General features: G+C 71.3%; 18 protein-coding genes and 1 riboswitch. Of the genes, 8 read left to right on the forward strand and 10 right to left on the reverse strand.

The genetic code is table 11. The features are described 5' to 3' along the window. Positions 1–66: 66 nt before the first annotated feature. Positions 67–684: a hypothetical protein gene (locus OG562_RS26440; protein ID WP_266401961.1), complete on the reverse strand. Its 618-nt coding sequence runs from the start codon at positions 682–684 to the stop codon at positions 67–69. A gap of 874 nt (positions 685–1,558) precedes the next feature. Then, positions 1,559–1,870: a chorismate mutase gene (locus OG562_RS26445; RefSeq protein WP_266401963.1), complete on the reverse strand. Its 312-nt coding sequence runs from the start codon at positions 1,868–1,870 to the stop codon at positions 1,559–1,561. Between the two features lie 401 nt (positions 1,871–2,271). Here OG562_RS26445 and guaA point away from each other — a divergent pair, with 401 nt between their 5' ends. Further along, the gene (guaA, locus tag OG562_RS26450) at positions 2,272–3,852 is read left to right on the forward strand and encodes a glutamine-hydrolyzing GMP synthase (RefSeq protein ID WP_266401965.1); all 1,581 of its coding nucleotides are present in this window, start codon (positions 2,272–2,274) and stop codon (positions 3,850–3,852) included. Positions 3,853–3,870: 18 nt separating this feature from the next. Here guaA and OG562_RS26455 read toward each other — a convergent pair whose 3' ends face one another. Both OG562_RS26455 and OG562_RS26460 read right to left on the reverse strand, forming a co-directional pair. Next, positions 3,871–4,344 (reverse strand): pyridoxamine 5'-phosphate oxidase family protein, encoded by a 474-nt coding sequence (locus OG562_RS26455; RefSeq protein WP_266401968.1) that lies wholly within the window; start codon positions 4,342–4,344, stop codon positions 3,871–3,873. Between the two features lie 90 nt (positions 4,345–4,434). After that, positions 4,435–5,061 carry a hypothetical protein gene (locus OG562_RS26460; protein ID WP_266401971.1) on the reverse strand — a complete coding sequence of 209 codons (627 nt, stop codon included), beginning with the start codon at positions 5,059–5,061 and terminating at the stop codon, positions 4,435–4,437. Positions 5,062–5,234: 173 nt separating this feature from the next. Between OG562_RS26460 and OG562_RS26465 the strand changes: the two genes are divergently transcribed. Then, complete coding sequence (locus OG562_RS26465) at positions 5,235–6,029, forward strand: class II aldolase/adducin family protein (protein WP_266401974.1); 795 nt, start codon at positions 5,235–5,237, stop codon at positions 6,027–6,029. Positions 6,030–6,084: 55 nt separating this feature from the next. Here the strand turns inward: OG562_RS26465 and OG562_RS26470 are convergent, their stop codons facing one another. Next, positions 6,085–7,002: a DUF4429 domain-containing protein gene (locus tag OG562_RS26470; protein WP_266401976.1), complete on the reverse strand. Its 918-nt coding sequence runs from the start codon at positions 7,000–7,002 to the stop codon at positions 6,085–6,087. A 224-nt stretch (positions 7,003–7,226) separates the two neighbouring features. Between OG562_RS26470 and OG562_RS26475 the strand changes: the two genes are divergently transcribed. Together OG562_RS26475 and OG562_RS26480 are read left to right on the forward strand one after the other, a co-directional pair. Beyond that, positions 7,227–8,516, forward strand: a complete 1,290-nt coding sequence (locus OG562_RS26475; protein WP_266401978.1) for a hypothetical protein — start codon at positions 7,227–7,229, stop codon at positions 8,514–8,516. Between the two features lie 167 nt (positions 8,517–8,683). Continuing rightward, the gene (locus OG562_RS26480; RefSeq protein ID WP_266401979.1) at positions 8,684–9,217 is read left to right on the forward strand and encodes a DoxX family protein; all 534 of its coding nucleotides are present in this window, start codon (positions 8,684–8,686) and stop codon (positions 9,215–9,217) included. A gap of 424 nt (positions 9,218–9,641) precedes the next feature. Here the strand turns inward: OG562_RS26480 and OG562_RS26485 are convergent, their stop codons facing one another. Continuing rightward, positions 9,642–9,887 (reverse strand): hypothetical protein, encoded by a 246-nt coding sequence (locus OG562_RS26485; protein WP_266401980.1) that lies wholly within the window; start codon positions 9,885–9,887, stop codon positions 9,642–9,644. Next, complete coding sequence (locus OG562_RS26490; protein WP_266401982.1) at positions 9,874–11,355, reverse strand: PspC domain-containing protein; 1,482 nt, start codon at positions 11,353–11,355, stop codon at positions 9,874–9,876. The genes OG562_RS26485 and OG562_RS26490 overlap by 14 nt, the downstream gene beginning before the upstream one ends. Before the next feature lie 179 nt (positions 11,356–11,534). Here OG562_RS26490 and OG562_RS26495 point away from each other — a divergent pair, with 179 nt between their 5' ends. Together OG562_RS26495 and OG562_RS26500 are read left to right on the forward strand one after the other, a co-directional pair. Beyond that, positions 11,535–12,827, forward strand: a complete 1,293-nt coding sequence (locus tag OG562_RS26495; RefSeq protein WP_266401984.1) for an ATP-binding protein — start codon at positions 11,535–11,537, stop codon at positions 12,825–12,827. After that, positions 12,824–13,591, forward strand: a complete 768-nt coding sequence (locus tag OG562_RS26500; RefSeq protein WP_266401987.1) for a response regulator transcription factor — start codon at positions 12,824–12,826, stop codon at positions 13,589–13,591. Before OG562_RS26495 ends, OG562_RS26500 begins: the two co-directional genes overlap by 4 nt. An 86-nt stretch (positions 13,592–13,677) precedes the next feature. Here the strand turns inward: OG562_RS26500 and OG562_RS26505 are convergent, their stop codons facing one another. Then, entirely contained in the window at positions 13,678–14,772 is a 1,095-nt protein-coding gene (locus OG562_RS26505) for a C40 family peptidase (RefSeq protein WP_266401990.1), read from the reverse strand. A gap of 502 nt (positions 14,773–15,274) precedes the next feature. Between OG562_RS26505 and OG562_RS26510 the strand changes: the two genes are divergently transcribed. Continuing rightward, positions 15,275–15,628, forward strand: coding sequence for a hypothetical protein (locus tag OG562_RS26510; protein WP_266401993.1), 354 nt, complete (start codon positions 15,275–15,277; stop codon positions 15,626–15,628). Here the strand turns inward: OG562_RS26510 and OG562_RS26515 are convergent. Both OG562_RS26515 and OG562_RS26520 read right to left on the reverse strand, forming a co-directional pair. Then, positions 15,606–16,607: a tellurite resistance/C4-dicarboxylate transporter family protein gene (locus OG562_RS26515; protein ID WP_266401995.1), complete on the reverse strand. Its 1,002-nt coding sequence runs from the start codon at positions 16,605–16,607 to the stop codon at positions 15,606–15,608. The genes OG562_RS26510 and OG562_RS26515 overlap by 23 nt on opposite strands. A 150-nt stretch (positions 16,608–16,757) precedes the next feature. Beyond that, positions 16,758–17,897, reverse strand: coding sequence for a C40 family peptidase (locus OG562_RS26520; protein ID WP_266409531.1), 1,140 nt, complete (start codon positions 17,895–17,897; stop codon positions 16,758–16,760). A gap of 37 nt (positions 17,898–17,934) precedes the next feature. Continuing rightward, positions 17,935–18,106: riboswitch (cyclic di-AMP (ydaO/yuaA leader) on the reverse strand. Between the two features lie 229 nt (positions 18,107–18,335). Between OG562_RS26520 and pcrA the strand changes: the two genes are divergently transcribed. Beyond that, positions 18,336–20,837, forward strand: a complete 2,502-nt coding sequence (gene pcrA, locus OG562_RS26525) for a DNA helicase PcrA (protein WP_266401998.1) — start codon at positions 18,336–18,338, stop codon at positions 20,835–20,837. Positions 20,838–20,871 lie beyond the last annotated feature (34 nt).

The following is a 20,871-nucleotide window of genomic DNA, read 5'->3' on the forward strand; positions in this document are numbered from 1 at the left end:
TGTTCTGGTGCTCGGTGCCACGAGATTCCCCCTGGTCGGATGGCCGTATGGCCGTATGGCCGGATCTCAGTAGGTCGCGTTGATGTTTTCTTTGTTGTTGGCGCCGAGCCGGTAGACGTCGTTGTACGACATGCAGCCGAGGCGGTCGTCGTACAGGTCGAGGCGGGGGCTGGCGTTGGGGCCGTGCGTCAGGCCGACGGCGTGCCCGGTCTCGTGGCAGGCGTCCGACTTGTTGACGGAGCCGATTCCGGTGTGGTCCTTGTTGAACACGATGTAGTGCTGGTCGCACTTCTTCGCGTCCACGGCGTCGTCGCACCAGGTGATGCCGATCTTGCCGCGCGAGAGGGTCTTCGCCTTGTAGACGACGTCCGTCTCGGCGCCGCCCCGGTAGACACCCGAGGACTGGATCTTCACGACGAGGTCGGTCGGACCGTAGTAGTCCTTCGCCGCACGGGCGATCGTGCTCTTCTCCGCCGAGGTCAGACTGCCCTCGCGGTAGATCGTCAGGGTCTTGTTGTCGGTCTGGCAGAAGCCGTCGCCCATGTTCCCGTCCACGCAGGTGTGGAAGTAGTTCTGGGTCGGATACATGTTGTCGGTCAGGGCCGCCTGCACGGCGGTGGTCCCCGCGGCCACGGCCGCGGTCGCCACCCCTATGACGAAGAGCGTCCGCCGTTTGATCGCCACGCGCGTGATCCCCCTGTCTGTCCGCCACCTGTGGGATTCCTCGGAGAGTCCGATGAACGTGGGGCGGGTGGGGTGATCTAAAGCGATCGGTGGCTGGCTGAAAGTTGCTCAAGTGCTGTTTGGCTTGAAGGGGGTCCTAAGAGGCTTGATGTGTACATACAGTGAAAGTGGCGCGAAAGGGTAGTGAAAGAACGGCGAAGGGGCTGTGAAGGATCACGGATCCGGACCTGATTTTCCGGACATGACGGTCCGGACATGACGGTCCGGACATGACGAAGGGCCTCGCGGGACGGAGCCGCGAGGCCCTTCTTTATCGTCAGCACCGGCGTCAGGGCAGCGCCGGTGCCTGGGAGCGGCGCCGGGGGGTTGCGCCGCTGGCTTGTCCTGTTGTGTCGCGCCCGCGCTTCGTGGGGTGCCGCGCTTCGCAGGTCTGGACCTCTGGCAGTCGAGCAGGGCATTGCGGCCATGGCGCGCAACACTGTTGTCCGGGACGGGACTTGAGGCTGCTCGGAGCTGTCCCGAGGGTTGTCTCAGGGGCTTTCTACGCATCGTGCTGGATGAACGCGGCGCCCGCAACCGTTTGACCCAGCCCTTGTGCATTTTTGCATTTTCCGCCGGTCGGCCCCGGGCGTCCCCGAGGCCGGCCGTTCTCTTGGGTGACCGGGCTGCTGTCCCCTGCCGTCCGGTCACTTACCTGGAGCGAGGTCCCACGACGCACGGCACGATCCGTACGCCTCATCGCCCCAGTGAGCCACGCGTGGTTCTCCGGGCCCACCCCTGGCTGGAGCGGACACCGGTACCAACGAAGCCCGCCCGGGGCCGGTCACGCGCCGTACGGGTGAGAGGCGGCACGAACTCAGATGCGATCCGCACCTCAGACCCGCCCGCGGCACAGTTCGAGGAGCGTCATGGCGAGGGCCGTGCCGGGCTTGCCCAGGGCCTCGCGGTAGTGGTCGAGGATCTCCATCTCCCGGGAGAGGTTCACGCGCCGGCCGCCGGAGGCGATCCGGGCGTCCTGGATCACGGCGGACACGGCCATGCGTTCCTGTACGAGACCGATGATCCGATCGTCGAGCGCGTCGACGCGCTCGCGGGCGCCGGTGATCACCCCGGCGGCCTCGTCGGTACGGGCGCCGGTCTTGTCGGCGGAGGTCCGCGCGGTCTTGTCGGTGGCGGTGACGGTCATCTCGGGGGCTCCTCGAAAGGTGGGGTGAGGCGCCCCGGAAGGACAGGACCCGGGAAAACGCCAGACGCCCCGGGCCTTGTCGGCCCGGGGCGCCTGGGAAGTCGCTTGTCAGTTGCTCAAGCAGCACGACCATGGCAGCCGGTGGGCCGGTTGCCATAGGTAAAGAGGAAGGTCGTGGGCGAAAGCATGGACCCAGTATGCATGGGCCGAGGGTGCCTTCCAAGCGGTGTTCGTCACATCCAGGCCCTCACATCCAGCCCGTCCGGCGTTTGGGGAAGAGGCCCGTTCAGGGCCGAAGCGGGGGTTCGGGGGCGGCAGCCCCTGGCAGCCGGGACCTGTCCCACGCCCACCTCGGTAGAATCGCTGACACAGAGACCTGCCCAGCCGCCGGAAGGCAACCCGTGTCATCAGCGACTCCCGCTGCCACCGCCCCCGACACCGTCCTGGTCGTCGACTTCGGCGCGCAGTACGCCCAGCTCATCGCCCGTCGAGTCCGCGAGGCCCGGGTCTACAGCGAGATCGTGCCGAGCACCATGCCGGTCGCGGAGATCCTCGCCAAGAACCCGGCGGCGATCATCCTGTCCGGCGGCCCCTCGTCCGTGTACGAGGAGGGCGCCCCCCGCCTCGACCCCGCGCTCTTCGAGGCCGGCGTCCCCGTCTTCGGCATGTGCTACGGCTTCCAGCTGATGGCGCAGACCCTCGGCGGCACCGTCGACAACACCGGCGCCCGTGAGTACGGCCGCACCGACCTGCACGTCTCCCGCGTGTCCTCCACCCTCTTCGAGGGCACCCCGGCCGAGCAGGCCGTCTGGATGTCGCACGGCGACGCCTGTTCCGCCGCCCCCGAGGGGTTCACCGTCACGGCGTCCACGGACGTCGTCCCGGTCGCCGCCTTCGAGAACGACGAGAAGAAGCTCTACGGCGTCCAGCACCACCCCGAGGTCATGCACTCCACGCACGGCCAGCAGGTCCTGGAGCACTTCCTGTACCGGGGCGCGGGCCTGACCCCGTCCTGGACCACGGGCAACGTGATCGAGGAGCAGGTCGCCGCGATCCGCGAGCAGGTCGGCGACAAGCGCGCCATCTGCGGGCTGTCCGGCGGCGTGGACTCCGCCGTCGCCGCCGCCCTGGTCGGGCGGGCCATCGGAGACCAGCTGACCTGCGTGTACGTCGACCACGGCCTGATGCGCAAGGGCGAGACCGAGCAGGTCGAGAAGGACTTCGTGGCCGCGACCGGCGTCAAGCTGGTCGTCGTGGACGCCGAGGAGCGCTTCCTCACCGCGCTCAAGGGCGTCAGCGACCCCGAGGAGAAGCGGAAGATCATCGGCCGCGAGTTCATCCGGGTCTTCGAGCAGGCCCAGGCGGAGATCATCGCGGACGACGGCCCCGAGGTCGCCTTCCTGGTCCAGGGCACGCTGTACCCGGACGTGGTGGAGTCCGGCGGCGGCACCGGCACCGCCAACATCAAGTCGCACCACAATGTCGGCGGCCTCCCCGAGGACCTGGAGTTCCAGCTCGTCGAGCCGCTGCGCAAGCTGTTCAAGGACGAGGTCCGGATGGTCGGCCAGGAGCTCGGCCTGCCGGAGGAGATCGTCCAGCGCCAGCCCTTCCCGGGCCCGGGCCTCGGCATCCGGATCGTCGGCGAGGTGACGAAGGACCGCCTCGACCTGCTCCGCGACGCCGACGCCATCGCCCGCGAGGAGCTGACGGCCGCCGGTCTCGACCGTGAGATCTGGCAGTGCCCGGTGGTCCTCCTCGCGGACGTCCGCAGTGTCGGCGTCCAGGGCGACGGCCGCACCTACGGCCACCCGATCGTGCTGCGCCCGGTCTCCTCCGAGGACGCGATGACCGCCGACTGGTCCCGCCTGCCGTACGACGTCCTGGCGAAGATCTCCACCCGGATCACCAACGAGGTCCGTGACGTCAACCGCGTGGTCGTCGACGTCACCTCGAAGCCGCCGGGCACGATCGAGTGGGAGTAGTCCCGCTGTTCTTGAGGGTCACGTCCGCTTGAGAGTCCGCACCGACTCTCCGGGCGTCCACACCTGGGCGACGAGATACGTGTCGTCCTCGACGTAGGTCCGTACGACCTCCGTCAGCTCGGTGCGGAAGAGGTGGAACGGCTGCGGCGGTTCCACCTCTTTCACGTACGCCGCCTTCGCCGCGCCGTCCGCCGCCTCGACGGCCCGACCGGCGATCCGTACGTCCCCGCCGCCCATCCCCGTGCCCTCGCCGAGGTTGGCCTGGAGGGCGAAACGCGGGTCGCGGCGCAGGTCGAGGACCTTCAGCGAGCCCGGCATCATGCCCAGCCACAGCTCGCCGCCCAGGAAACGGACCTCCAGCCCGCTGGTGCGCGGTGAGCCGTCCCTGCGGAGGGTCGCGAGGACGTGATGGGTGAACGCGCCGAACCGAGCCTCGACGATCCCGGCGAACTCGGGCTCCACGGCGACGAAGGCCGCCCAGTTGACTGTCATACGGCGAGTGTGACGCCGATACCCGACATCTTCTGGCAGGTATTCAGAGCCCACGCGCCCACGCGCCCACGAGGCCGTGAGCTCACGCACTCAGGCCGTGTACGGCACCGGCCGGACGAACCGCTCCACGCCCTTCTCGTCGCGCACCGGCGTGCAGCCCGCGGCCGTAAGCCGTCGGGCCAGGTTCGCGCGGCGGACCGTGTTGATGCGCAGGGCGCCGAGCACGAACGCCGGCATCACCACGGCGAGCGGCAGCAGGACGACATACGTGCCGGTCAGCAGGGCAAGGAGCAGGAACAGGGCGCCGGAGCCCCAGCCGATGGTCAGCAGCTTTCTGCGGTCGCCGGCCACGACCAGGCCGTCGTATCTGATGAGCGAGGTGATCAGGTCGACGTCGGCCTGCGCCTCGGGCACCGGCGTGAGCGAGTTCAGGTACATGCCGGGCACCGGGCCGCCCAGGCCGACCTGCGGAAACGCGGCCACGTTCGCCGCCGCGCGCTGCTGCGCCCACGGCTCGGGATCGCGGACGAGGTCCACGTGCAGCACCTTGTGGCGGCCGACGATCCGTACGCCCGCATAGCGGAAGCCGAAGCACTCGGCGACGTAGACGAGCGAGCCGAAGGTCTTCAGGTCGGAGAAGGGGTGCACCAGCTCGACGGTCTGCTGGGCCGCCAGCTGCCGCATGAGGCTGTTGAGGTGGCGTTCGGCGTTGCTCAAGGAGGGCTCCGGTGCTGTGCTGGCTGAAAAGGGACGGTGAACCTCTGGTTCTGCACACCAGACCCGCGAGCCACCGGAACGGTTGCGTGCGTCATCTTTACAGAACAGCGCTGTTCTCCTGCGCTGACCGACGGTAACTTCCGCCCGTACACCCACCCAGTGCTGGAGGACCGATGCACGGGCCCACACCGCCTGCCCCGCTGCCCACCGAACGGCTGCAGTTCGCGATGCCGCCGATGCACGACTCGGTGGAGGACGAGCGCCGCCACCGTAAGGAACGGCTGGCGGGCGCAGTGCGGATCTTCGGGCGGCTCGGCTTCGAGGACGGCGTCTCGGGGCACATCACCGCGCGCGACCCCGAGTTCAGCGACTGCTTCTGGGTCAACCCGTTCGGGATGCCGTTCAAGCACGTCACCGTCAGCGACCTGGTCCTGGCCAACGCCGACGGACAGGTCGTCGAGGGCGGCTACCACGTCAACCAGGCCGCCTTCACCGTTCACGCCCAGGTGCACGCGGCCCGCCCCGACGTCGTCGCCGTCGCCCACTGCCACTCCGTGCACGGCCGTGCCCTCGCCGCCCTCGGCGAGCTGCTCGACCCCATCACCCAGGAGAGCTGCGCCTTCTACGAGGACCACGCCCTCTACGACGCCTACACCGGCGTGGCCGTCGACGCCCAGGAAGGCCGGCGCATCGCGTCCGCGCTCGGCTCCCGCAAGGCCCTCGTGCTGCGCAACCACGGCCTGTTGACCGTCGGGGACTCGATCGACGCGGCGGCCTGGTGGTTCCTGTCGATGGAACGCTCCAGCCAGGTCCAGCTCACCGCCCGCGCGGCCGGCCGGCCGATCCTGATCGACCACAAGGCGGCGGTGGCGACCCGGGAGCAGCTCGGCGGCGACCTGGTGGCCTGGATCAACTACCAGCCCCTCTGGCAGGACATCAGCCGCAGCGAACCGGATCTGCTGAGCTAGGTGTGCTGAACAGGCCTGTCCCGAGCCGTTCCCGAACCGCTTGTCCGGAACTCGTCTAGAAGTCGCGCAGTATCACGGCCTTCGTCCTCGCGAACTCCTCGTCCGTGAGCACCCCGTCCCGATGCAGCTCGCCCAACTCCCGCAGCCGTCGCAGCAGTACGTCGTGCCGGTCGGCCTGGGCCGGGACGACCGCGGCCGGGACCGCCCGACCCGGGGCTGCCTGGCCCGGGACTGCCTGGCGAGGGGCGGCCCTGTCCTCGACGGAGGTCGAAGGGTGCGGCAGCCGCGCCGTGACCGCGGTCGCCACCAGCGCCGTCAACAGATCCCGCCGCACACTGCCCCACAGATCCAGGGTGTAGGGGTCCTTCTCCGCCGGCAGCTTCGAGAACACCGTCTCGTGGGTCACGAAGCGCAGGAAGCCGTCCTCGTGGCCGGAGTTGGGCAGCCACTCGACCTGCGCGAGGTCGCCGACGGCGATGATGCGCGGGCCGGTCGCCCGCTTCACCCGGTCCGAGGTGTCCGCCCAGTCGATCCGCACCTGGAGCCCGTCGAAGGAGACCGTGCCGTCGGAGGACCGGACGGAGACCGGCACCGGCGGCCCCGGCAGGAGGTACGCCTGGGCCGGTTCCTGCGGGACCTGGTCGAGCAGCAGAGCGTGCCGGATCTCCTCGGCGACGTACTCGGCGACCCCGGAACGGTCCGCGTCCACCGTGAGCCGATAGGGATCGGCCGCCTCGGGCAGCCGTCCGCCGGTCGACTGGAGCAGCGGGTCGGCCCCCTCGCGCAGTCGCAGCCGCAGCCGCCCACGCCTGCGCTCGGGCTCGTAGACGACCCCGGCGACCGCCTCCAGCGGCACGGCGATCTCCCCGTACGTCTGCCGGAACAGCGGCACGGAGCGGTGGAGTCCCGGCGTGATCCGGACCGTCGTGCCGTCGAAGGCCCAGGTCCCGTCACGCTGGATGATCTCGGCCATACGGAAATTCTTGCAGCCGGGTCAACACGACCGTGCCCTTCTTCACCCGCGCTGACCAGACCTGCCGACAACAGAGGGTGTGCCGTAGGGCACAATTCGCTGTCGGCACAGGGGAGTTGTTCACAGGGCGGCGGCCGGGTCCTTTATCGGGCCCTTCATCCGGTTTTCATCGGTTCTTCAAGGGCCGCCCTCCGTTCGGGTTGTGGGGAAGGCGGGCGTCGGACGTGGCGGTGCAGGAGGCGAGACGGAGCGTGAACCCGGGCACGGGACCGGGCGCTCACGAGGGCGGCTGCGCCTGCGGGGACTGTCCGCACGGGGCGCGCGAGGGACATCGGCGCGCGGTGGCGGAGTTCCTGCTGAAACGCGAGGAGTTCGCCGCCGGACAGGGGCTGCCCGCCGCGGTCGCCCACTCCGCCTCGGCCTCCCGCCAGTGGGTCTCCGAGGAGCTGACGCAGTCCGCGGAACTCGTCGCCGAACGCGGCCGCGCCGAGGGCGAGGCCTGGCTGACCCGTCTGTGGCTGCGGACGGCGGTCACCGTGTGGGCGACGGTCGTCGCGCTGCTGCTGGTCCAGTCCCTGACCGCGATCGGCGCGGGCTGGACCTCGGCCCGCACCGCCGGACTCCTCGCCGCGCTCCTCGTCGCCGGCGCGCTGACCACCGCCTCCTGGTTCCACCGGGCGCGCGGCGGCGTCCTCGCCCCCGTCATCGGCGAGGACAACCGGCTGTCCACCTCCCGCGCGGTCGCCGCGGCCTGGGTGCTGCTCGTCGCCTACGCCGTGCTCGTCCTGGTCGGCCGGCTCGCCGCCGCCTCCGGGCACGCCGAGCGCGACGCGCTGATCTCCGGGCTCGACCTCGCCCGCGGGGCCGGCGTGGTCACCGTCCTCGCCGTGGTCTGCGGGATCGCCGTGCTGGTGCGCCGCGTGGTCGGCCTGCGCGTCCTCGGCCAGCGGCTGCAGAAGGTCCGCGCCCACCGCCCCCGGGCCGCCGACCTCCTGACCGACGACGCCGGCCGCGGCACCTTCGCCGACATCCAGTACGTGGCGATCAGCGCCGTCGCCCTGGTCTTCGCCGCCGTCCGGCTGGCCCGCCGCCCCGACCAGCTGCCCGACCTGCCCTGGGGCCTCGCTGTGGTGGTCCTCGTGTCCGCCGCGACCTACGTCGCCGGCAAGTACGCCGAGGGCGGTCGGCCCGTCATCCTCTCCGTCGTCCGCTCCCGCGAGGCCGGCGACCTCGACGCCCCGATCCGCACCGGCGACGACATCGAGATCCGCGGCGCCGGCTTCGTCCCGCCCGGCGCGCAGGGCGCCGACCGGCTCTCCCGCATGGTGGTCCGCATCGGCCCGGTCCACGTCCACGTCCCCCTCGTCCCGGTCACGGGCGGCTTCAGCAACCCCGCCGACGCGGTCCTCACCGTCCCGGTCCCCGCGGACGTGGAGCCGGGCCGGGTGGAGGTACAGGTCGTGACGGCGGCCGGCGTGGAGACGAACCGGTACGCGATCGACGTGACGGAGTGAGGGAGAGAGCGACGGAGTGACCGCAGCGGCGAAGGCCGGGGCGGGGCGGGGCGACAGATGGGCGGCACGGACAGTTTTGTCGGCTCAAACAGTTGAGCGCATCCCCCATTTCGTACGTATGGTCTGTTGAGGGGTCCCACTCAGGCGGGCGAGAGGCGGCTACGGCGATGGCTCACGGCATGCGGACGGACACCTACCCCCCTTATCTCGACGGCGGCGGCCGCGGCTGGCGGGACACCGCCACCCGGTACGCCCTCCTTCCTCTGCGCGTCTTCCTCGGCGTCACCTTCATCTACGCGGGCCTCGACAAACTCACCGACAGCGCCTTCATGAAGGACAGCGGCGCCGGCTCGATCGGCGACACCATGCGCGCCGTCCGTGACTCCTCGGCCATCCCCGCCCTGGTCGACCTGGCCCTGAAGAACCCGGTCGGCTTCGGCTACGCCATCGCCCTCGGTGAACTCGCCGTCGGCCTCGGCGCCCTGTTCGGCCTGCTCACCCGCCTCGCCGCACTCGGCGGCGCGCTGATCTCGCTCAGCCTGTGGCTGACGGTGAGCTGGGCCTCGGAGCCGTACTACTACGGCAACGACCTGGCCTACCTCATGGCCTGGCTCCCCCTCGTCCTCGCAGGCGCCCCCTACCTCTCCCTCGACGCCCTCCTGCACAACCGCCGCCGCCAACGCTCAGGCGGCCTCAGCTAGGACCTGACCGGCAGGTCAAGTCGCAGGAAACGGGCGGGGCCTTGGAGCGGGGCGAGCGGGGTCTGGCCCCGGTCAGAGATCCTCCGGCCTCCGGCAAGGCTTTCTCCGGGCCCCGGTCAGGATCCTCCGGCCTCCGGTCAAGTGGTCTCCGGTCAAGCGGGCTCCGGCCAAGTGGTCTCCGGCCAAGCGGTCTCCGGCCGGGGGCCAGGGGACGGGGGCAAGTACCAGCGGGCGGGGGCCAGGGGACGGGGGCAAGAACCAGCGGGCGGGGGCCAGGGATCTCCGGCCAGGCGGGGGCGGACCCAGGGACCCCGGTCAGGAGAGCGGGCACCAGGACCCCGGCCGGCAGGGCAGGCGCCAAGGACCCAAGGGCCAGTAGGGCAGGAACCAGCCGAGCATGGGGTCAGAAGCCAAGGACCATCGGTCAGGCCACTTGGTCTGGCCCGCCCGCCTCGGCCGGTATGCCCCGGCCCCGTCCGCTCCGTCTGCGCAGGGCCCGGGTCACGGCAGCCGTCGCGCCCGCCAGGCAGAGCCCGGCCACGACCAGCGGGATGACGGCGAACCACGGTGTCTCCCAGAGCCCGCCCGCGTCACCTGCGTAGACGACGCCCGCGAGGGTGAAGAAGAGACCGGCGACCAGCCTGCCCGGCCGGAACTCATGACGTAGCACGGGCCACCTCCGCCTGTCCCGCTCCGACCTGGAGGTCGAGGTCGATCGTCCCGGCGTCCTTCGCGCCCGACACCGGGGTCAGGGTCGTCTCCTGGTGCTTGCCCGGCTCCACGTCCACGTCCTTCTTGTCGTCGCCCGGCAGCTGGATGTCCCCCAGCCCCACGTCGATCTTCACCTTCACGGTCACGTCCGGCGGCACGATCACCCTCAGCTTGCCCACCCCCACCTCGGCGTTGGTGCTCACCGTCTGCCCCTTGGCCAGCTCCAGCCGGGACAGGTCCAGGGTGCCCGCGCCGGTGCCCAGGTCGTAGGCCTCCCGCACGTCCGCCACCGCCGTGGGCTGCCAGGTCGTGTCGATCCAGTGCGTGCCGATGTCCTTGGGCAGGGCCGTCGAGCCGGCCAGCAGGGCCGCTGTGAGGATCGCCAGGAACACCGACCCCGCGCCCGTGCGCCCCAGGAACGAGCTGACCGCGATGCCGGCGCCGAGCACGATGAGCGCGGCCGCGAGGCCGGCCTGCAGGCTGGTGCCGAGCGCGTGGTCGTCCCAGAGGAGCCGGGTGGCCAGGGTGCCCGCGAGCAGGGCCAGCAGGAAGACCCAGCCGCCGATCCAGCGGGGGCCGCGCGGCCCGGAGGAGCGGCCGGGCGGGGTGCGTATGTCCTCGGGGCCGTCCGGGTCGTGCTCGTGGCCGGTCAGGCTGACGTTGACATACGCCGAGATGTCCCGGCCTCGGGAGTCGCGCGGACCCCACAGATAGCCCGTGCCGCCGACGTGTGTGCCGTCCTTGACGATGGGGTCGCGCCACCAGGAGGGGTAGGCGGACGGGACCGGCGGCGCCTGCGCCTCCGGCGGGGCGTCGGCGACGGCCTGCGCGGCGAGCGGGTCGGGGTCGGAGGAGTCCCGGTGCCGCGACCAGTACCCGGCGCCCGCGAGGAGCAGGGAGAGGACGACGGCGAAGGTCAGCACGCTGCCGTTGTTCAGCATCGACAGGAACACCCCGCAGCCGACCAGTGCGAACAGCACGGCCGTGAGGGCCTGGCCGTCGACCCGGCCGGTCAGCAGCTTCCGTACCTCGTTCTCCTCCTCGTCGGCATACGGGACGAAGAGCCAGGCGAAACCGTAGAAGATGAGGCCGATGCCGCCGGTCGCGGAGAGCACGGCGAGGGTGATCCGGAAGATGACCGGGTCCATGTCGTACTGCCGCCCGAGGCCCGCGCACACCCCGGCGAGCATCTTGTGCCGCCGGTCGCGCCGGAACCTGGGCGGGCGCTCGACCGCCTCGCCGCCTTCCGGAGCCTGGCCCGCATCGGCCTGGGTTCCGTGCCTTCCCTGCCCTCCGTGCCTGTCCTGCTTTCCGTGCGCGCGAGGCTTCTCACCTGCGGCGCCCGGGGCGCCGGTGGACGGGGCGGCCGCGTCGGGCGCGGCGCCCCCGTCGGGCACGGCGTCCGCGGCGTGCTGGTGATCTGTCATGACTCCATGGTGGCAAGCGGAACGCTCCGGCGGCAGTCGGAATGACCCTGGTCGGACCCTGATATCGGCCCTGACCCCGGGCGGGGGAGGTGTTCGACCTGCGGCGGCGTCGAAGATCAGGGGCGTCTCGGGGGCGAACCCTGATGCCCGGGCCCGCCCGCCGTGTGACCATCGTTGGCATGCCGGAAGCCGCCACAACGCCACTCGTCGAACCGCGGCCGCCGCGCAAGCTCTACCGCAGCAGCGACGGACGCTGGCTGGGTGGCGTGGCGCGGGGGCTCGCCGGGCATCTCGGGCTGCCCGTCGTGTGGGTGCGGCTCGTCTTCGTCGGCCTGTTCATGGCGGACGGCCTCGGCGCCCTGCTCTACGCGGCCTTCTGGTTCTTCGTGCCGCTCGGTGTCGGCGGTGTCGGCGACCAGAAGCCCCCCTCCCTCGTCGCCACCGAGACCGCGCCCGACGGCCGCCGCCGGCTGGTCGCCCGCAGACCCGACAAGGGCCAGATCGTCGCCCTGCTCCTCATGGTCGTCGTCGCCATGGTCTTCGTGGGCAATGTGAATCTGGGCAGTGGCGCCAAGGCCTATCTGCTGCCCGCCGTCCTCGTCGGCGCGGGCGTCGCCCTCGTCTGGCGTCAGGCGGACAACGCCCGCCGGGCCCGCTGGGTCGAGGTCGGCCGCAGACGCCGGACGCTCACGCTGCTGCGCGCCGGCGCCGGGGTCCTCCTCGTCACCGCCGGCGTCTCGGGCATCTTCGTCCTGCAGGGCTCCGCCGCCCACCTCGGCTCCGTCCTGCAGGCGGCCCTCGCCGTCCTGGTCGGCATCACGCTTCTCGCCGGCCCCTACCTGGTCCGGATGACCCAGGACCTCTCCGAGGAGCGCCTGATGCGCATCAGGGCCCAGGAGCGTGCGGAGGTCGCCGCCCATGTCCACGACTCGGTGCTGCACACCCTGACCCTGATCCAGCGAAACGCGGAGAACGCGGGCGAGGTGCGCCGCCTCGCCCGGGCCCAGGAGCGCGACCTGCGTACCTGGCTCTACAAACCCGAGGGCACCGGCAAGGATGAGGAGGACGAGCCGACCACGGTCGCCGACGCGGTGCGTCGCAGCGCCGCCGAGGTCGAGGACAAGCACGGCGTGCCGATCGAGGTCGTGGTCGTGGGCGACTGCCCGCTCGACGACCGGGTCGGGGCACAGATGCAGGCCGCGCGCGAGGCGATGGTGAACGCCGCCAAGTACGGTGGCGAGGGCGGCGCGGTACAGGTCTACGCCGAAGTCGAGGGCAGGACGGTCTTCGTGTCCGTCCGGGACCGCGGCCCCGGCTTCGACCTCGACTCGATACCCGCCGACCGCATGGGCGTCAGAGAATCGATCATCGGCCGCATGGAGCGCCACGGCGGCACGGCGCGGCTGCGGGCGGTCCCGGGCGGCGGCACGGAGGTCGAGCTGGAGATGGAGAGGGCGGAGAAGACGTCATGAGCGACCCGACGGACACGAACGGCACGAGCGGGACGAGCGGGACGAACAGTGCGGCGGGAGCGGCCGGTTCGGCCGAGGTCGGCCACGGCGAGGGCGCGAGCGGGCGACATGTGCGCGTGGTCCTCGTCGACGACCACCGTATGTTCCGCACAGGGGTGCAGGCCGAGATCGGCCAGACCGAGCAGACGGGCGTCGAGGTCGTCGGCGAGGCCGCGGACGTCGACCAGGCGGTCACGGTCATCACCGCGACCCGGCCCGAGGTGGTGCTCCTCGACGTCCATCTGCCGGGCGGCGGCGGGGTCGAGGTGCTGCGCCGCTGTGCCGCGTTGATGTCCGACGCCGAACAGCCGGTGCGCTTCCTCGCCCTGTCCGTGTCGGACGCGGCGGAGGACGTGATCGGGGTGATCCGCGGCGGCGCCCGGGGCTATGTCACCAAGACGATCACCGGCACCGATCTGGTCGCCTCCGTCTTCCGCGTCCAGGAGGGCGACGCCGTCTTCTCCCCGCGGCTGGCCGGATTCGTCCTCGACGCCTTCGCCTCCACGGACGCCCCGCCGGTCGACGAGGACCTGGACCGCCTCACCCAGCGCGAGCGCGAGGTCCTGCGCCTCATCGCCCGGGGGTACGCCTACAAGGAGATCGCCAAGCAGCTCTTCATCTCCGTGAAGACGGTCGAGTCCCATGTCTCGGCGGTCCTCAGGAAGCTCCAGCTGTCCAACCGCCACGAGCTGACACGGTGGGCGACGGCACGCCGCCTGGTGTGAGCGGGAGCCGCCTGGTGTGACCGGACGGCGCGATCGGGACGGGGGAGTCGCGCTGCCGCCTCCGGTGGCCGGGGCCCTTCGGCCCTTCACACCACCCGCGTCGCCCCCGCGAACGGCATCTCGTCGATCGGCGCCACGCGTACCGGGGCCGACGGGTTGGGGGCGTGGATCATCTGGCCGTTTCCGATGTAGAGGCCGACGTGGGAGATGCCCGAGTAGAAGAACACCAGGTCGCCCGGGAGGAGTTCGGAGCGGGAGACGCGCTGTCCGGCGCCGATCTGGGCGTACGTCGTGCGGGGCAGGGAGACGCCGGCGGAGCGGTACGCGGCCAGCATGAGCCCCGAGCAGTCGAAGGCGTCCGGGCCGGTCGCCCCCCACACATAGGGGCTGCCCAGCTTGGAGTAGGCGAAGGAGACGGCGGCCGCCGCACGGGAGTTGGGGGCGTCGGCGCCGGAAGAGCCGGGTGTCCGGAGGCTGTCGCGCGCTCCGGTCCCGGCCGCCCGTGACGCGCGGTCACCCGTGCCGCCGCCGTACGCACCGCCGCCTGTGCCCTCCCCGATGCGGGCGCGTTGCGCCGCCGTCAGCTGGGACAGCAGACGGCGGGCTGCGTCGAGCTTGCCGGTGATGGTCTTCTTGTGGGTTCTCAGCTCGGCCTGGCGCGTTTTGAGGGAGGTCAGCTCGACGCGCGCGGCGCCGCGCAGCTGTTCGATCTCCCGCAGCTGGCCGCGGACCTCGGCGACGGCGGCCGACTGCCGGTCGCCGGCCCGTTCGGCGAAGGCGGCGCCGTCGAGGTACTGGTCGGGGTCGTCGGAGAGCGCCAGCTGCACGGCCGGGTCGAGGCCGCCGCTGCGGTACTGCGCCGCCGCCATCGAACCCAGCGCCTCCCGAGCCGAGTTGAGCCGTTCCTCCTTGCGCGCCGCCTCGTCCCGGAGAGTCTCCAGACGCTGCTCGGCCGCCGTCGCCTTCGCCTGCGCGCCGTTGTACCTCTCCGTCGCCTCCTCCGCCTCCCGGTACAGCTTGTCCACCTTGGCCTTGACCTGGTCCGGTGTCAGATTCGGCTCGGCGTGGCCGGTGCCGTCGAAGGCGGTCGCCGTCGCCACGCCCGCGAGGGCGAGCGTGGCCGCCGTCCGGGCCGTCTGGCCGCCGAGCGAGCGCTGTCGGGGCTTGCGGTGCGCTGCCACGTGGGACTGCACGTCCTTTCGTACGACCGCCTCGTCCGCACGGCCGCCGCGGCGGCCGCGGGCTGTCAGCGAGCCCGCGGCCGTCGGCGGGGGAGCGGACGGACGGCCGCGGGGAGCGGCTGACGCGTCCGACGGCGGCCCGCACAGGGGGAGCGGGGCCGCCGCCGGACTTCTCGGCGGTGGTGGCCGACTGCCGCCCCTGGCCCGGGCGGCGGTGGGGAGCCGGTCACCTGGGGGAGGACGCTAGGCCCGTAGGTGTCGGGTGGGTAACGCGATGTGCGGAAGTGGCGTGAGCGGACTGTCGGGTGACCGTATGTGTCCGAGAATCCGGGCCGGGCGCGTCGGGTTCACGCGGCGCGCTGACCGAAGGGGTGAATCCGGGACATCGTGGAGCGGCCGGGTGCTATGGGACGCATATATGCAAGTCCGGTATCGCGGGCCCGGTCACCCGGGGAGGGGCCGGTGTCCGGAGGCTCCGGTGCGGCTGACTAGCATCCGGCTCATGGACGTACTCATCCATCTCTTCGTCGGCCTGCACATCGTCGGCATCGCCGCGCTCCTGGGCGGCTTCCTCACCCAGCTGAAGGCGATGGGTCAGGGCACGGCGCGCTTCGTGCCCGCGATGCTGCACGGCGCGGCGACGATGCTGGTCACCGGCGTGATCCTGGTCGGTCTCAACCAGGCGGACGACCAGCATGTCAACAACATCAAGATCGGCGTGAAGCTGGCCCTGCTGATCGTGATCCTCGGCCTCGTCTATGTGAAGCGGGACGACGAGAAGGTGGAGAAGCCCCTGTTCGGCCTGGTCGGGCTGCTGACCGTGGTGAACATCTTCATCGCGGTGCTCTGGACCTGACGGACGCGCCGCCTTCGCCGCCCCGGACCGCCGCGAGCGCCCCGACGGCGACCGTCAGCCACGCCGCCACCGCGACCCACAGCAGCACCCGCCCCGGCCCCTTCAGCCATGGCACGTCGACGGCCGCGGCCACGGAGAGCGTCGCCGTCGCCGTCATCCCCATCGGGAACACGGTCGCCCAGCGGCACACGTCGTAGTACGGCCGCGGCCACCGCACCTCGGCGGCCAGGAGGACGGCGTAACAGACCAGGTCGAGCACCAGCAGTGCGACGGTCACCGAGCGCAGGACGCCCCGGTCGTCGGCGTTCCACAGGTACAGGCCCCCGCCCTCGGCGTCGAGTAGCGTCGCCCCGGCGAGCGCCGAGATGGCGAGCGCGCCGCCCGCCACCCACTGGTCCCCGGCGCCCTCGGCGATCTGCCGCCGGTCGAAGCGGGCCAGCGCGAGGCAGTAGAGCACCAGCCCCAGCCAGAACAGCACGAGCGCGGTGTGCGCGAGCCAGGCCGTCGCCTCCGCCCGGGCGAGGGCGGCGGCCAGCACGGCGAGCCCCTGCGTGGCTACACAGCACAGGAACACCGCCCCGCGCATACGCCGCCGCCAGTGCCGTACGACGACCGCCAGCAGCACCGGCCACAGCGCCGCCGCCAGTGCCAGCAGCGCCTCCGCGAGGGACTGCCGGCCGAGGGCCGAGACACGCGTGCCGAGGACCGTCGTCGCGGCCACGGCGGTGAGCGCCCCCGGCGTCCCGGCCTCCGCCAGCCACCGCTCACGCTCCCACAACAGCCGTACGACGAAGTCCGCGCCCAGCGCCAGCCACGCTGCGCCGGCCAGCGCCAGGGAGATGCGGGACAGGGCCTCGTGGCCCGTCAGCCGCAGGCCCACCGACAGGATCGCGGTCGCCAGCACGGCGGCGCCGGCCGCCGGGGGACGCTGCGCCCGCCGGACGCGGAGCAGGAGGCGGTGGGGGGAGAAGACGGGCATGCGGCTGATGCTAAAGAGGACGCTGCGGCATACGAGGGGCACACGCGAGGGGTGGGAAAACGCGGAAGACGCACCTCTACGCGCGCGTGCCCTCAGGTAACCGTCTACGCGCGCGTGCCTTCGGGAACCCGCCGGTGCCCGCGCGTGCCCTCAGGCCGGCCGCACCACGCTGTGGATGCCCGACTCGCCGTCGTAGTAGATCGACTCCTCGCGGACGTAGCCGCCGGGCTTCGGGGCGTGGATCATCATGCCGTTGCCGATGTAGACGCCGACCTGGCTGACGTCGTCGTAGAAGAAGACCAGGTCACCGGGTTGCGCGTCGGTGAGAGAGATGCCGGCGCCGGCGTTGGCCTGGTCGTAGGCGGTGCGCGGGAGGGTGACGCCCGCGGCCTTCCAGGCGGCCTGGGTGAGCCCGGAGCAGTCGTAGGAGTCGGGTCCGGTCGCGCCCCACACGTACGGCTTGCCGATCTGCGCGCGGGCGAAGGCGAGCGCCTTCTCGGCCTTGGTGGTGTACGAGGAGTCGGCGGGGGCGGGGGCAGGGGCGGGCGTGCCCGTACTCGTGCCAGTGCCAGTGCCAGTGCCAGTGCCAGTGCCAGTGCCAGTGCCAGCGCCCGTGCTCACGCCCGCGCCCGCGCTCGTCGAGTCGGCGCTCTCCCGCTGCGCGGCGGCCTGTTCCGCCGCCGCCTGCCGCTGCGCCAGCTCCGCCGCCTGCCGCTGCGCCAGCTCCGCCGCCTGGCGTGCGGCCTCCTCCTGTTTCTGCTGCTCGATCGCCGCGAGCCGCGCCTTCTCCTGGGTCGCCAGCTGGGACAGCAGCACGCGCGCGTCGCCGAGCTTCTTCTGGACGGTGGACTTGGCAGCCTTGAGGTCGCTCTGCGTGTCGGTCAGCGCCTCGAGGCTCGGCTGGGTCTGGTCGACGTAGTGCTGCGGGGTGTCCGCGGGCAGGAAGGTCGCCGTGTCGGGCGCGGAGACGCCGGTGCGGTACTGGGCGGCGGCGAAGGAACCCTGCTGCTCCCGTGTCTCGTTGAGTTTCTGGGTGCGCTGCGCGACGTCGTCGAGGAGGCCGTCGGCGCGCCGGCGCTGCTTGGTCGTCTTCTCCTTGGCGGCGTTGTGGTTCTCGGTCGTCGACTCCGCCCGACGGTAGAGGTCGTCGACCTTCTTCTCGACCTCCTCCAGACTCGGCGCGCCGTCGCCGGAGGGGGCGGCGTTCGCCGTCTGGGAGAGCAGGGCGACGGAGGTGAGGGCGGCAGTGGCGAGAGCGGGGGGACGGGTGCCTGCTGCGCGCGTGCCCATGAGGCGTGGCTTGCGGTGCTGCGACGCCAAGGGAGGCGACTCCTTCCGTGATCCGCCTACCGGGTTGGCTCGGGTTCGGGCGGGTGGTTCGGAAGGGTTGCCCTACGGCCCGTCCTTGAGCGGAAGGCAGGCCGACTCACCCAGAGTCACGGTGGGTTCCCGGCTCCGGCTGCCGCGAGGGGGCGCGCCGGACTCGGCGGAAGGCCGCGCGGCCCGGCGACGTTCGCCGGTGGGGGTCGTACGGCCTGCTCGAAACGGTAACCAACTCGTGTGGCTCGTGTGAAGGTTGGTGGGTGATATGCCCGATACATTTTCGTGACCTTCGACGAAAGCCGGGTAAGCGGTCACGGTTGGTGATAAGGCCACCTCGGAAGGTGAGGGGGGATGTTTTCGGGACGGCGGCCGGTTGTCAGTGCGGCCCTCTAAACTCGGAGAGCGATGAGCAGCCTCTTTGACGACAGCTTCCTGGCGGACCTCCAGGGCCCTCGCGGCCACGAGGGGGAGCCCCCGCCGCCGCCCGAGGACGATCACGTACCGGAGCAGGTTCCGGACGATCTGTTCGGCGGGAAGTTCGACGTGCCTCCGGACCGGGACGCCTACTACCGCGACGGCGCCCCGCGCCCGGCGATCGACGCGGCCGCGCTCCTGGAGGGGCTGAACGACAACCAGCGCGCGGCCGTCGTCCACGCCGGCGCCCCGCTGCTCATCGTCGCCGGCGCAGGCTCCGGCAAGACGCGCGTGCTGACCCACCGCATCGCCCATCTGCTCGCCGAGCGCAGCGTCCACCCGGGCCAGATCCTCGCGATCACCTTCACCAACAAGGCCGCGGGCGAGATGAAGGAGCGCGTCGAGCAGCTCGTCGGCCCGCGTGCGAACGCGATGTGGGTGATGACCTTCCACAGCGCGTGCGTGCGCATCCTGCGGCGCGAGTCGAAGAAGCTCGGCTTCACCTCCTCCTTCTCGATCTACGACGCGGCCGACTCCAAGCGTCTGATGGCCCTGGTCTGCCGTGACCTGGACCTCGACCCCAAGCGCTTCCCGCCCAAGTCCTTCAGCGCCAAGATCAGCAACCTGAAGAACGAGCTGATCGACGAGGAGGACTTCGCCGCCCAGGCCGGCGACGGCTTCGAGAAGACCCTCGCCCAGGCCTACGCCATGTACCAGTCCCGTCTCCGCGAGGCGAACGCCCTCGACTTCGACGACCTGATCATGACGACGGTCAATCTGCTGCGCGCCTTCCCGGACGTCGCCGAGCACTACCGCCGCCGCTTCCGCCATGTCCTCGTCGACGAGTACCAGGACACCAACCACGCCCAGTACTCCCTCGTGCGGGAACTGGTCGGCAGCGCGGAGCACCCGGTCGACGTACCGCCCAGCGAGCACGACGTGCCGCCCGCCGAGCTGTGCGTCGTCGGTGACGCAGACCAGTCGATCTACGCCTTCCGGGGCGCGACGATCCGCAACATCCTCCAGTTCGAGGAGGACTACCCGGACGCGACGACGATCCTCCTCGAGCAGAACTACCGCTCCACGCAGACGATTCTGAGTGCCGCCAACGCGGTCATCGAGCGCAACGAGTCCCGCCGCCCGAAGAACCTGTGGACCAACGCGGGCGCGGGCGCGCGCATCACCGGCTATGTCGCCGACACCGAGCACGACGAGGCCCAGTTCGTCGCCGAGGAGATAGACCGTCTCACCGACGCGGGCGACGCGAAGGCCGGCGACGTCGCGGTCTTCTACCGTACGAACGCCCAGTCCCGTGTCTTCGAAGAGATCTTCATCCGCGTAGGCCTGCCCTACAAGGTCGTCGGCGGCGTCCGTTTCTACGAGCGCAAGGAGGTCCGGGACGTCCTGGCCTACCTGCGCGTGCTCGCCAACCCGGAGGACTCGGTCCCGCTGCGTCGCATCCTCAACGTGCCCAAGCGCGGCATCGGCGAGCGCGCCGAGGCGATGATCGACGCCCTGTCCCAGCGCGAGAAGATCAGCTTCCCGCAGGCTTTGAAGCGCGTCGACGAGGCGTACGGCATGGCCGCGCGGTCGACGAACGCCGTCAAGCGGTTCAACACGCTGATGGAGGACCTCCGTACGATCGTCGAGTCCGGGGCCGGCCCGGCGACCGTGCTCCAAGCGATCTTCGAACACACCGGTTATCTGGCCGAGTTGCAGAACTCGACGGACCCACAGGACGAGACCCGCATCGAGAACCTTCAGGAACTCGCCTCTGTGGCCCTGGAGTTCGAGCAGGAGTCCGGGGAGGGGGAGGGCGAGAGCGAGACGCCCGCCGGGCTCGCCGCCTTCCTGGAGCGGGTCGCCCTGGTCGCCGACTCCGACCAGATCCCCGACGAGGAGCAGGACGGCTCGGGCGTCATCACGCTCATGACCCTGCACACCGCCAAGGGCCTGGAGTTCCCGGTCGTCTTCCTCACCGGCATGGAGGACGGCGTGTTCCCGCACATGCGCGCCCTCGGCCAGGCCAAGGAGCTGGAGGAGGAGCGCCGTCTGGCGTACGTCGGCATCACGCGCGCGCGGGAGCGGCTGTATCTGACCCGGTCGGCGCTGCGCAGCGCATGGGGGCAGCCGTCGTACAACCCGCCGTCGCGTTTCCTGGAGGAGATCCCGGCGCAGCATCTGGACTGGAAGCGGACCGGCGCGACGGCCCCGGTGTCCTCCGGTCCGGCGTCCGGGATCGCGGCCTCGCTGTCGTCGTCCCGCTCGCGCTCGTCGGCGTCGGGCGCGTCCGGCTTCGCCACACGCAGGGGCGCGGCGGAGAAGCCGGTCGTCGCGCTGGCCGTCGGCGACCGGGTGACGCACGACCAGTTCGGTCTGGGCACGGTCGTCGGGGTGAACGGGACGGGCGCGAACGCGGAGGCGACGGTCGACTTCGGCGACGTCAAGCCGAAGCGTCTGCTGCTGCGGTACGCGCCGGTGGAGAAGCTGTAGGCGCGTCACGCGCAGGGGCAGGAATGGAGTGAGC

This window comes from Streptomyces sp. NBC_01275 (genome assembly GCF_026340655.1).
Taxonomy (GTDB): domain Bacteria; phylum Actinomycetota; class Actinomycetes; order Streptomycetales; family Streptomycetaceae; genus Streptomyces.